This is a genomic window from Cyclobacterium sp. 1_MG-2023, assembly GCF_030546805.1.
Taxonomy (GTDB): domain Bacteria; phylum Bacteroidota; class Bacteroidia; order Cytophagales; family Cyclobacteriaceae; genus Cyclobacterium.
Window position 1 is genome coordinate 222124 of record NZ_JAUOPC010000005.1, and the last position, 11851, is coordinate 233974.

Genomic DNA, 11851 nt, shown 5'->3' on the forward strand with positions numbered 1-11851 from the left:
CACATTTCACCCAGCATTTTAGCAAACAAAGAATTGCTTTGACCTTAATTTTGCTTCAACCATTTCCAAAGCACCTTATAATTCACCTTGGAACCATGAACTAGAATTCCAATCCGATAAATTTTCCCCGCCAGCCAAGCCGTTGACAAAAAACCTGCCACAAGTAATGAAATTGAAAGCGCCAAATGATGCCAAGGCACCCCAAAACTAACCCTACCCATCATGGCTACTGGGGAAGTAAATGGGATTATGGAAAGCCAAAATGAGACATTACTATTGGGGTCATCCAACACAAAAATAAATAACCCCATATACGCTACCAATAAAGGTATGGTCACAGGGAACATAAACTGCTGCGCATCAGATGGGCTATCTACTGCAGCTCCTATCGCGGCAAAAAAGGCACCATAGAGCAAGTAACCACCTACAAAATAAATCAAAAACGTCAAGGTAATCTGCACAAAGTCCAGCCCTTGAATCATTTGCAAAATTTCAACTATTTCCGGGTTTCCATCAGCAGGAAAAAGGCCTTGCTGCGCAGACATTTCCAGCATTTGTTGTTGAGGCATTTTCATACCAAAATACCCCATAACCAGAGAAGACACCAAACCTATCAGGAGTATCCAGATTAAAAACTGTGTCAAACCTACCGCGCCAATACCTATAATCTTGCCCATCATTAATTGAAAGGGTTTCAATGAAGAAACCAGGATCTCGATAATTCTACTGGATTTTTCCTCTATCACTCCTTGCATGACCTGATTCCCATATACAAATATGAAGGTGTAAATCAATATCCCGGCAAGAAAGCCGATGGCATAATTTACAACAGAATTTGAAATGCGTTCTCCTCCGGCTTCACTAACAATGATCGACTGAATGTCTACATTTGTTTTAAAGGCAGATAAAAGAAGTGGGTCAATACCTGAGGCTTGCAGTCTGAGTGACTCCATTTTACTCTGTAAGGAGGCTTCCAAATTGGTAATCATGGATATTGGCGGCGTTTCTTCGCTGTAAAAAACTATCCCTTTCGGATTTTGTATGTCTAGTTTTGGAATGTAAAGAAAACCAAACCTCAGTCCTTCTTGCACCAATAACTTGGCATCTTCTTGCCCCAACTCGCTGTAAGAAAATGAATACAGTTCATTGCTCTCTAAAAAAAAGGAATTGTTCTCATCTACCACCTCTATCACTTTTCTGTTCTCTCCAACGGTGTCGGACATGCCCACCCATAAAAACAAGCCTAGAATTGTAGGAAAGATGAGTGGTGTGATGAGTGTTGCCAAGAGAAAAGATCGCTTTTTAACCCTTGCTAAGTATTCTCTTTGGATGACTAAGAAGATTTTATTCGCCATGACTTTCATTAATTTTCTGAATGAATATCTCTTCTATACTTGGCACAATTTCTTCGAATCCAAGAATTTCTCCTTTTGACATGAGCATACCTAAGAGCTCATTGGGTTTTTGGTCTTTTAATTCCAATTTAAACTCTAGCATCCCATCCTGCCGACGAAGCTCCTCTCCCATGGGAACGTATTCCATGCTATCAGGAATCATTTTAACTCTAAACACATTGGTTTTGGCTTCCTCCTTAATGGTCTGAATGGTGCCGTCTAGGATTTTTTTCGACCTATTGATCATTGCTATTTCATCACAAAGCAATTCAACAGATTCCATTCTATGGGTTGACAATACTATGGTAACTCCTTGGTTCCGCAATTCAAGAATTTCATTTTTGATAATTTCTGCGTTTACCGGATCAAAACCTGAGAAAGGTTCATCCAAAATCAGTAAGTCAGGTCTATGAATAACGGTGGCGATAAACTGTACTTTCTGCGCCATACCTTTGGACAGGTCCTGGATTTTTTTGTCCTTCCATTGGCTGAGATTAAGTTTTTCCAACCAATTGGTGATTTTTTGTTTGGCATCTTGTTTTCTTAAGCCTTTAATTTGAGCAAAATACAGCAATTGCTCCTTTACTTTCATCCCCTTATAGAGCCCCCTTTCTTCGGGAAGATAGCCTATATTCCGGACATGATCCATTTTTAAGGCTTGTCCATTGATATAAATCTCACCTGAATCTTTGTCTATTATTTGATTGACGATTCGAATGAGCGTTGTTTTACCTGCACCATTGGGGCCCAATAAGCCAAAAATTTTACCCTTACTAACAGAAAGATCAAAATCCTTGAGGGCAACATGTGATCCATAAGATTTATTTAATGATCGAATGCTTAATATTTCCAAATGAACGAAGGTTTATCAACTGATTTGAAACATTATAATGAACGGAAATCACCATTCAAAAATCTAACTATTCCAAAGATACGGAACCCACTGAAACATCAATTAAAAAGGTCATGAGATTTTCAGCATCTTTTGAATAGCCCTTACTCACATAAGTTTTATCATCAATCTTTTTCAAGTTGAAAGGCAGTTTGGTTCGGCACATTGCTGTTGACTTAATCTTGACCAAATACGGGAGGTTCTTAGGAGGTAATTTTATTTTCACTGAACCGGCTCCCACCATGGTGTGTATTTGGGAGGCTCCGGCCATGGTATCATTAAAGGTTAGATTGACGGAACCATAGTTGACATCAAACATCAAAAGGCGGGCATTTGAAAACTGCATGTCGTTGGCATACACAGAGCCCATATTAATGGCTACTGATAAGGTATCCATATTTACAGAATTGGACACCTGATTGGCATAGTCTAAAAAAACATCGGCCGAGGCAGTTTTTACAATACAATTGGAAACAGGCAAGTTTGAAAAATCAATTCTGGCTTTTCCAATCCCAAACTGAAAATGAAGGTCATAAAGGTAATTAGGGTCTAACCCAACATCCCACTTGTGATCATAGTCATCATCACTGCTTGAGAAAAGCCTATAAGAAAGGTTTTTACTTAAACTTTCCGACTCTACATTTTTATGCACCAATCTGGCATGAAGTACTCCATCTACCAAATCATGAGTAAATGAAGGCAATATGTTTACCTTCCCTAGTTCTGCATCCACATACAAAGGTACGCCATGATAGGACCTATTGATATGAGATACCCCCTTATAGCTAGAGAAATTTAGGCTCACCAGATCTATGTCATTTCCTTCTGCCACTTCAAAATGACGCAGTATTTGTGCATCAGTTGAGATGACCATAAAAATGACCAAACATATCGATATATTTAATTCCTTAAACATAGGGAATTAATACGATAGAAGATGGAAAAGGTTTCTATAAAGAAAAGGCCGGTGGCCGACCCTCTCATTTTAGAAAAATTCTTTAACTTTATCAAATATACTTTTCTCAGATTGTCCAGGATTCGGTTTGAAGTTTTCAGAATCTCGCAATGACTCGAGCTTTTCTCTTTCTTCTTTACTTACTTCTTTTGGCGTCCAAACATTGATATGAATCAATTGGTCACCTTTTCCATATCCATTAAGTTCTTTTATACCTTTCCCTTTCAATCTCAGGATTTTCCCTGACTGAGTTCCCGGTTCAATTTTTATTTTAACCTTCCCATCTATGGTCGGCACTTCTAAAGATGCCCCAAGAGCTACATCTATAAAGCTGAGGTATAGGTCATAGACAACATTGTTTCCATCCCTTACCAACTCATCATCCTCAATCTCTTCTATAAGGATCAATAAATCACCCGGTATTCCGCCGGGCACTTCATTTCCTTTACTGGATAAGCTTAGCTGCATACCTTCCGAAACACCGGCAGGAATATTAATAGGTATAATTTCCTCTTTCACTACCAATCCGTTGGCATTGGCATTCGGGGGTCTTTTATCTACGATTTGACCACTGCCTTCACAGGAAGGGCAAGTACTTGCAGAGACCATCTGCCCCAGCATGGTATTGACAACTTTTTTTATTTGTCCTTGACCTTGGCAGGTGGAGCAGGTTTTAAAAGTTACTCCGTCAGCAATCATGTGACGTTTTACCTTGATCTTTTTCTCTACACCATTGGCAAGCTCCCTAAGGTTAAGCTTTAACTTCACCCTAAGATTGGTTCCTTTTTTGGTGCGTCTGCCACCACGTCCTCCACCACCACCAAAAAATGAATCAAATCCTCCGCCACCGCCGAAGATATCTCCAAATTGAGAAAAGATGTCATCCATATTCATGCCACCACCGCCATAGCCGGCATTTCCACCTACGCCTTGGTGACCATATTGATCGTAACGCCTTCTTTTTTCCGGATTACTTAGAATCTCATAAGCCTCCGCTCCTTCCTTGAACTTATCTTCAGCAGTAGGATCACCGGGGTTTTTATCCGGGTGAAATTTAATGGCCAATTTTCTATAAGCCTTTTTTATTTCTTCTTGGCTTGCACTTTTCGCAACTCCCAGAACTTCGTAATAATCTCTTTTAGCCATAAGTTTTTAGTTTCCTATTACCACTTTTGCAAATCGGACCACCTTATCTGAAAGCATGTATCCTTTCTCAACTACATCTACAATTTTCCCTTTCAAATCCTCTGAAGGAGCGGGAATTTGAGTAATTGCTTCATGGTATTCTGCGTCAAATTCCTTTCCTATTAAATCATCCATCGGTAACAAACCTTTGGATTCAAGAATCTTTTCTAATTTATTATAAATTAGCTTGCTTCCTTCTTGGTCATTTCCCTCAACCTTAAAAGACCTTTCAAAATCATCCATTACAGGAAGAATTTCTTGGATCAGGTTTATAGAAGCTGTACTAATCATCTCCAGCTTTTCCTTAGCTGTTCTTCTTCGATAATTTTCAAATTCAGAATACAACCTGACATATTTGTCTTTCAGTTCTTGGTTTTCTTTTGCCATACTGTCTGACTTCGCTTCGCCTTCTACTTTCTCTTCGATATCTTCCTGAGCGGATTCTTTGTTCAGATCTTCTTCATTTTTAAGGTTTTCGCTTGTACCTGCCTGATCTAAGCCTTGTTCCTTTTCTTCATTCACATTATCTGTCATTATTCAATTCTTTTATCTTCAATCAAACTCCTTTAAACAATTAACTTGCCATTTTCAATTAATATGACATTCTGACACATTTACTGCAATGCACTCCAAATCAAATCTTTAAGTGCAGGCAACTGAAAACCTGTCACGGATGAAAAATAAAGATGTGGCACATCTTTCGGTATTTCAGGTTTTAGTGCTTCCATAAGCTCTTCATCCAATAGATCTGCTTTGGAAATGGCCAAAATCCGTTTTTTATCCAGTAGCTCAGGATTGTATCTTTTAATTTCATCCAATAGAATAGCGTATTGCTCACCAATATGGTCTGCATCTGCAGGCACTAAAAACAAGAGTATGGAATTCCTCTCAATATGCCGTAGGAACCTAAGTCCTAACCCCTTACCTTCTGCAGCTCCTTCAATAATACCCGGTATATCTGCCATCACAAAGGATTTACCATCTCTATAGTCCACTACTCCTAAATTTGGGATGAGTGTGGTAAAGGCATAATCCGCAATTTCAGGTTTTGCTGCAGACACACTGGCCAATAAAGTTGATTTACCTGCATTTGGAAAACCCACCAAGCCCACATCCGCCAATAGCTTAAGCTCCAAAATGATCCATTCCTCTATTCCTTCACCTCCGGACTGTGCATAATGAGGAGCTTGATTAGTCGAGGTCTTAAAGTGGTCATTACCTTGCCCTCCTCTACCTCCTGGAGTCAAAACAAACTCTTGTCCATCTTCAGTAATTTCACACCTGAACTCACCTGTTTCTGCCTCACGTGCAACAGTACCAATGGGTACTTCTAAAATGACATCCTTTCCATCTGCACCTTTTCTTCTGCCTCCTTCACCATTATTTCCTCTATCTGCAATGACATGTTTTTTGTATTTTAGATGAAGTAGGGTCCACAACTGGGCATTTCCTCTTAGAATAATATGGCCTCCTCTGCCACCATCACCACCATCAGGACCGCCCTTGGGCACATGTTTTTCTCGTCTGAAATGTACTGACCCATTTCCTCCTGCTCCCGATCGGGAACAAAATTTTACATAATCAATAAAATTGGATCCTGCCACTACTTTCCTCGTTTAATTAGTACTTCTTTATTATTCTTCTCCTACCAAGGTTTGGATGAAAAGAAAATGGCCAAGCTTAAAAGCTCAGCCATAAAATTATCATGCAAAGATAGTGATTAATACTTATCTACAACAGCACAAATCTTTTGAAAGATTTCATCAATGGCACCAACACCATGAATTTTGGACAATTTCCCTTGCTTTTCGTAATAATTCGCAACCGGCAAAGTCTCTTGATTGTAAACCTTAATCCTATTGTTAATCTTTTCTTCGTCTTGGTCGTCCACTCTTCCTGAAGTCTTACCTCTTTCCATCAAACGGTTTTTCAACTCTTCCTCAGGAACCTCTAAAGCTATCATCCCTGAAATGGCTGTCCCTTTTTTGGTCAATAAAGTGTCAAGTGCTTCCGCCTGTGCAACAGTCCTAGGAAAACCATCAAAAATCACCCCATTGGCATCCAAAGAATGGTTGATCTTGTCTTCTACCATACCAATTACAACTTCGTCCGGAACAAGATTTCCTTCATCCATGTATTTACGGGCCAATTTACCTAGCTCAGTACCTTCACCCAAATGCTTTCTGAATAAATCCCCAGTGGATATGTGTTCAATATTGTATTTTTCTATCAACTTTTCACTTTGGGTCCCTTTACCTGCTCCGGGAGGGCCAAACAAAACGATATTTAACATAAGTGTAATTTTAATATGAATAGAGTATTAATTTTTATCAACTATTTGGTATAAATCTCTCAAATTTCTTCCCAGACCTTCAAAATCCAAGCCATATCCCACCACAAATAAGTCGGGAATTTCAAAACCTACATACTTAATATCAATAGGTTTTTTAAGGGCATCCGGTTTGGTCAGCAGGCTGACCACCTCAACACTTTTTGGGTTTTCGGCATTAATTGCTTCAAGAAGGTGCGACATACTAGTACCTGTATCCACAATGTCTTCGACTATTATAACGTCTTTCCCTTGAAGCGACTCCTCTAGGCCTATCAAATCCCTAACTTTCCCCTCAGATTTCACGCCGGAATAAGAAGCAATTTTAATAAAGCTTACTGTAACATCTACAGTTACTTCTTTGCAAATATCAGACATAAACATAAAACTACCGTTTAAAACAGCTAAAAAGATGGGATTTTTTCCTTGATAATCATGATTTATAGCATTGGCAAGTTCTTTTACCCTTTTTAGAAGTACAGCTTCTTTTAGAAATTGCTCAAAAACCAGGTGCTTTAATTGAATCATTCTAACCGGATGTGTTTTGGGGTCGTAAAGTATTTGTCTAAATAATATGGTTATAAATTAAGAACATAATCAAAACCATTACAAATATTGCAATAAATATTGGTAGAATTTTACCATACTTTCCAAATCTGACAAAGCCACCTTCTCAATCGGACTGTGGGGGTTTTCCTCAGGAAGTCCAATAAAACACCAATCTATTGGATAGGGGCTCATTTGAATTTCCCTTCCATCGCTTCCACCATAAGCTTCAACCTCAAGTTGAAAAGGAATATTGGATCTACGGGCCATTTCGATAATTTTATCGACAAATTTCTTACGTGGAATAAAGCTATCTCTCATGGAAATGACTACCCCTTCATTAAAATGCACCCCTTCGGTAACCCAAGTTACATCCGCTATAAGCGCTTGTTTAATTTTCCAATGGTCATAAATAAATTTAATCAGGAAAGGAACAGAACCACCACCATGCTCTTCATAAGTACTAAACACAAGCACTCCATTTTCTAGTGTTTCACACAATTGTAGCAAGGTATACACCCCCAATCTATTGTCTAAAAAGGCACCCTCAAGATAGCCGTCTCCCACTTTAACATGCTGTTCGAAGGAAAGCAAAGTACCTGTTTGAATCTTTCTAGGGAAATCATGGTATACATTCCCATCAATTTCTTTGGCTTTACACCTAATGGGTCCGGCCTCATCTTGACCAACCAACCATACGCCATCCAAAAGTTCCGGACCACCAATGGGCACAAGTTGGTTCTCATACCTAGCCGTAAAACCTACAGTATCCATATGTGCGAATACAGCAGTTCTGGGCTTACCGAAAACAAGAACAATATTGTCTTGAAATTCTTCGCCAAAATAAATTTTTGGTGTAACTTTCCAGTTGACTTTACGTTCTAAAATATGGTTTAAGATAAAAGCAGATATATTTGCTTCATCACCTGACACACTTTCTAATTGAAGAATTTCTTTTAATAAATTTGTGAATGGCATAGTTTATGTTAAATATTTTTATAAATTTCGGGATCAAATTAGTTTTTATTGAAACAATTGACATAGATGTTTAAAGTTCCCGTAAATTAATATACATTTGTATCATAAACCGAGTAAAAATCTAATAGCAATCAAAATCAATTAAAACACTGAATGTTGTAAAAAATTTTTTATCATGAAAAAAATAATACTATCAACACTAATGGTTGGTGCTTTAGCTGTAGGTGCTAATGCTCAAGACGACTTCAACAAATGGTCTGTAGAGGTTAATGGAGGGTTCAACAAACCAATGGCTCCAATGACGCCAGGTTATTTCTCACCTACCCTTAATCTTGGACATGCCGACCTTGGGGTCAGGTATATGTTTAACGAAAAATTCGGAACCAAACTAGATTTTGGTATCGGTAGCTTCAAAAATGCTAGCGACACTCCTGATTTCTCATCAAACTATTACCGTCTAAACCTACAAGGAGTTGCAAATCTTGGAAGAATCCTGAACTGGGAAACCTTTTCACAGACTTTCAATCTTTTGGGTCACTTTGGCGGCGGAATTGGCCAGCTTACAGCTCAAGAAAACCAATTTGCAGACATAAAAGACAAACAGTACAATGTTAGTACCGGTATGACCTTGCAAGTTAAATTAAGTGACAGAGTTGCCCTTAACGGTGACATCACTAATTTCGTTGCAGGACGTCAATCAGTAGCTTTCGACGGAGCTTCTGACATTACTGCCGCTGATGATGGATACTACGGAATGAATTCTGTATGGTGGACTGGTACTTTAGGTCTTACTTTCTATCTAGGAAGTAACGATACACACGCTGATTGGTACATCAGAGAAAACAAATATGCTACTAAGGATGAATTGGCAACTCAGATCGGTGAGATCAAAGACATGCTAAAAGATTCAGATGGCGATGGTGTTCCTGATTATTTGGACAAAGAGCCTAACACTCCGGCTGGAGCAAGGGTTAATTCCGCAGGTACTACTATGGATTCTGATGGAGATGGTCTTCCTGACCACTTAGACAAATGTCCTTTCGTTCCAGGTCCAGCTTCTCTTGAGGGATGTGCTCCTGAAGACACTGAAGAAGTTGATTACCTTGCAAAAGCGATCAACGATCAGTATGTAAACGTTTATTTTGCATTCGATAGCTCTAAACCACTAGGGTACTCTGCTTCTTCTGCTAATTATGTAGCAAACTTCATGAAGAGAAACCCAGGTGTTCAGGTTGAAATCAAAGGTTATGCTGATGAGTTAGGTCCTGAGAACTACAACATGAAGCTTTCTGAAAAAAGAGCCAAGTCTGTTTATGATTTGCTAGTAGCTACAGGAGTAGATGCATCTAGACTTTCTTACAAAGGTTATGGTGAAGACACAAGCGTAGACAAATCTTCCACAGATGCTAGACAAATGGCTAGAAGAGTAAGTTTTGAGATCCAATAATAGGATTCATAAATAAATATTTAAAACCCGATCTTAAAAGATCGGGTTTTTTTGTTTTACTTTGTCCTATCATGTTTATTCTAAATCAAAACAATTCAATTGCCAACCAGTTTTTGGCTGAGCTTCGTAACATCCACATTCAAAAGGACCGACTACGATTCAGGAAAAACCTTGAAAGAGTAGGCGAAATATTAGCTTATGAGGTTTCTAAAGGGCTTTCCTATGCGCCAAGCACCATAACTAGCCCATTGGCAGAAGTAGAAACGCCTTTACTAAAAGAACAGCCTGTGATTATTGCCGTTTTGAGGGCTGCTGTTCCTTTTTATCAAGGAGTTTTGAATTTTTTTGATCAAGCTGATAGTGGTTTTATTGGAGCCTATCGGAAGGAAGGTGATAATATAGAAATTTCTTTAAATTACCTGGCAGCCCCGGATCTTACTGGAAAAACAGTAATCATGGTTGACCCAATGCTCGCTACAGGAAAATCTTTTTTAAAAAGTATTGATGCCCTAAAAGGGCATGGTCAGCCAAAACAAATTGAAATTCTTAGTGCCTTTGCGGCCCCTGAGGGACTAGAATATATAAAGGAAAACCTAGGCCTTCCCTATCGTTTTTGGATAGGGGCTTTAGATGAAAAATTAAACCAACAATCCTACATCGTCCCTGGTTTAGGGGATGCTGGTGACCTAGCATTTGGTCCTAAAATTTAAAATATTATTTACACATGAGCTACTTAATACTGGCCCTAGGTTTCCTAATCCTGCTATTGGGAGGGAAATTTCTTGTTGATGGCGCATCGGCTATTGCTGCTAGATTGGGACTAAGTCCCGGCTTAATAGGACTAACAATTGTTGCTTTTGGAACTTCTGCACCTGAGTTATTGGTAAGTGTGACTGCTTCACTTAAAGGGGCAAGCGACATTACCATAGGAAATGTGATCGGTAGCAATATCTCTAATATCAGTCTTGTATTGGGTATTAGCGCTATAATATTCCCCATATATATACAAAAATCCACACTAAAATTAGATTATCCATTTACTTTAATTAGCTCCGTATTATTTTATATAATGGCCTTCAACGGTGTCATCTCCCTGTATGAAGGAATAATTTTATTTTCTTGTTTCATTGCCCTAAATTGGTATTTTTTCAAAACAATTGAAAGGGTAGAATTTACTGAAGAAGAAGCCGTTTTAATGAAAAAGCAATCTCCATGGCTGGCTATTTTACAGTTAGTAGGGGGAGCTGCAGGCCTTTATTTCGGTTCCGAGTTGGTCGTAGGTAATGCATCATTAATCGCAAGAAACTTTGGGGTAAGTGAGCGAATAATTGGAGTTACAATCATCGCCATAGGTACTAGTTTGCCTGAACTAGTCACCTCAGTAATGGCTGCATTAAAGAAAGAAACTGAAATGGCTTTAGGGAATATTTTAGGGAGCAACATAATGAATGTATTCTCTATTATAGGTATTACTGCACTCATCAAACCAATCGACGTAGCCACAGAATTTATTTTTACAGACTTCGTATGGATGCTAGGGTTTACTATCCTCCTCCTCCCGATCATGCGAATCAATTATATTATCACTAGAATAAAAGGAGCCGGTCTATTGATTGGATACCTCTTATATATTTATATCCTTATTTCATGAGTGAGTACTTGATTACATTTGCAGGAATATATTTTCTCTGCTTGTTTAAATTTATTGCCGGCCCACTATTAGGGGCAGCGGCAGGCTATAGTTTGATAGAGATAATTCTGGTCACAGTTTTGGGTATGATGACATCAGTATTTCTATTTACATTTTTGGGAGAATGGTTTAAAAAAAACTGGACCATCATAATCAAAAAAAAATCAAAGAAATTCTCTAAACGAACAAGAAATACCATCAAAGTGTGGAAGAAATTTGGCATTTGGGGGATTGCTTTTTTAACACCACTTATCTTAACACCAATTGGAGGAACTGTGGTTTTGACATCCTTTGGTGTTGCCAAGAAGAAAATTTTGTTTACAATGTTAGTAAGTGCTCTTTTTTGGTCAATTATTTTTGGATTAAGCATTGAAGAATTATTAAAAATCCCTTTGTTAAGAGACCTTTGGACATAAAAAAAGGGATTGAAGTACA

Annotated in this window: 13 protein-coding genes; 4 read left to right on the forward strand and 9 right to left on the reverse strand. The window is 38.5% G+C overall.

Going from position 1 to position 11851, the window contains the following annotated elements; all coding sequences use genetic code 11:
* Window positions 1–44: 44 nt before the first annotated feature.
* From Q4534_RS09630 to Q4534_RS09670, 9 genes are all read right to left on the reverse strand, one after another.
* A complete protein-coding gene (locus tag Q4534_RS09630; protein ID WP_303612959.1) occupies window positions 45–1355 on the reverse strand; it encodes an ABC transporter permease in 1311 nt (436 codons plus the stop codon).
* Window positions 1345–2247: an ABC transporter ATP-binding protein gene (locus Q4534_RS09635; RefSeq protein WP_303612960.1), complete on the reverse strand. Its 903-nt coding sequence runs from the start codon at window positions 2245–2247 to the stop codon at window positions 1345–1347. The genes Q4534_RS09630 and Q4534_RS09635 overlap by 11 nt, the downstream gene beginning before the upstream one ends.
* A 67-nt stretch (window positions 2248–2314) precedes the next feature.
* Window positions 2315–3202: a hypothetical protein gene (locus tag Q4534_RS09640; RefSeq protein ID WP_303612961.1), complete on the reverse strand. Its 888-nt coding sequence runs from the start codon at window positions 3200–3202 to the stop codon at window positions 2315–2317.
* Between the two features lie 69 nt (window positions 3203–3271).
* Complete coding sequence (dnaJ, locus tag Q4534_RS09645; RefSeq protein WP_303612962.1) at window positions 3272–4387, reverse strand: molecular chaperone DnaJ; 1116 nt, start codon at window positions 4385–4387, stop codon at window positions 3272–3274.
* Window positions 4388–4393: 6 nt separating this feature from the next.
* Entirely contained in the window at window positions 4394–4960 is a 567-nt protein-coding gene (locus Q4534_RS09650; RefSeq protein ID WP_303612963.1) for a nucleotide exchange factor GrpE, read from the reverse strand.
* 80 nt (window positions 4961–5040) lie between these two features.
* Window positions 5041–6030 carry a GTPase ObgE gene (gene obgE, locus Q4534_RS09655; RefSeq protein ID WP_303612964.1) on the reverse strand — a complete coding sequence of 330 codons (990 nt, stop codon included), beginning with the start codon at window positions 6028–6030 and terminating at the stop codon, window positions 5041–5043.
* A 116-nt stretch (window positions 6031–6146) separates the two neighbouring features.
* Complete coding sequence (locus Q4534_RS09660; RefSeq protein ID WP_303612965.1) at window positions 6147–6719, reverse strand: adenylate kinase; 573 nt, start codon at window positions 6717–6719, stop codon at window positions 6147–6149.
* 27 nt (window positions 6720–6746) lie between these two features.
* Complete coding sequence (gene hpt / locus Q4534_RS09665; protein WP_303612966.1) at window positions 6747–7283, reverse strand: hypoxanthine phosphoribosyltransferase; 537 nt, start codon at window positions 7281–7283, stop codon at window positions 6747–6749.
* Between the two features lie 78 nt (window positions 7284–7361).
* Window positions 7362–8279 (reverse strand): M20/M25/M40 family metallo-hydrolase, encoded by a 918-nt coding sequence (locus Q4534_RS09670; protein WP_303612967.1) that lies wholly within the window; start codon window positions 8277–8279, stop codon window positions 7362–7364.
* 175 nt (window positions 8280–8454) lie between these two features.
* Here Q4534_RS09670 and Q4534_RS09675 point away from each other — a divergent pair, with 175 nt between their 5' ends.
* The 4 genes from Q4534_RS09675 (at window position 8455) to Q4534_RS09690 (ending at window position 11832) form a co-directional block, all read left to right on the forward strand.
* Entirely contained in the window at window positions 8455–9726 is a 1272-nt protein-coding gene (locus Q4534_RS09675) for an OmpA family protein (RefSeq protein WP_303612968.1), read from the forward strand.
* A gap of 71 nt (window positions 9727–9797) precedes the next feature.
* Window positions 9798–10436 (forward strand): uracil phosphoribosyltransferase, encoded by a 639-nt coding sequence (gene upp, locus Q4534_RS09680; RefSeq protein WP_303612969.1) that lies wholly within the window; start codon window positions 9798–9800, stop codon window positions 10434–10436.
* Window positions 10437–10450: 14 nt separating this feature from the next.
* A complete protein-coding gene (locus Q4534_RS09685) occupies window positions 10451–11377 on the forward strand; it encodes a calcium/sodium antiporter (RefSeq protein ID WP_303612970.1) in 927 nt (308 codons plus the stop codon).
* The gene (locus tag Q4534_RS09690) at window positions 11374–11832 is read left to right on the forward strand and encodes a hypothetical protein (protein WP_303612971.1); all 459 of its coding nucleotides are present in this window, start codon (window positions 11374–11376) and stop codon (window positions 11830–11832) included. Before Q4534_RS09685 ends, Q4534_RS09690 begins: the two co-directional genes overlap by 4 nt.
* Window positions 11833–11851: the final 19 nt, after the last annotated feature.

What these genes read in the sequence shown, in the direction of transcription:
- Q4534_RS09630 (WP_303612959.1), bottom strand. Translation starts at nt 1,355, where the DNA reads ATGGCGAATAAAATCTTCTTAGTCATCCAAAGAGAATACTTAGCAAGG.
- Q4534_RS09640 (WP_303612961.1), bottom strand. Translation starts at nt 3,202, where the DNA reads ATGTTTAAGGAATTAAATATATCGATATGTTTGGTCATTTTTATGGTC.
- dnaJ (WP_303612962.1), bottom strand. Translation starts at nt 4,387, where the DNA reads ATGGCTAAAAGAGATTATTACGAAGTTCTGGGAGTTGCGAAAAGTGCA.
- Q4534_RS09650 (WP_303612963.1), bottom strand. Translation starts at nt 4,960, where the DNA reads ATGACAGATAATGTGAATGAAGAAAAGGAACAAGGCTTAGATCAGGCA.
- Q4534_RS09660 (WP_303612965.1), bottom strand. Translation starts at nt 6,719, where the DNA reads ATGTTAAATATCGTTTTGTTTGGCCCTCCCGGAGCAGGTAAAGGGACC.
- hpt (WP_303612966.1), bottom strand. Translation starts at nt 7,283, where the DNA reads ATGATTCAATTAAAGCACCTGGTTTTTGAGCAATTTCTAAAAGAAGCT.
- Q4534_RS09670 (WP_303612967.1), bottom strand. Translation starts at nt 8,279, where the DNA reads ATGCCATTCACAAATTTATTAAAAGAAATTCTTCAATTAGAAAGTGTG.
- Q4534_RS09675 (WP_303612968.1), top strand. Translation starts at nt 8,455, where the DNA reads ATGAAAAAAATAATACTATCAACACTAATGGTTGGTGCTTTAGCTGTA.
- upp (WP_303612969.1), top strand. Translation starts at nt 9,798, where the DNA reads ATGTTTATTCTAAATCAAAACAATTCAATTGCCAACCAGTTTTTGGCT.
- Q4534_RS09685 (WP_303612970.1), top strand. Translation starts at nt 10,451, where the DNA reads ATGAGCTACTTAATACTGGCCCTAGGTTTCCTAATCCTGCTATTGGGA.
- Q4534_RS09690 (WP_303612971.1), top strand. Translation starts at nt 11,374, where the DNA reads ATGAGTGAGTACTTGATTACATTTGCAGGAATATATTTTCTCTGCTTG.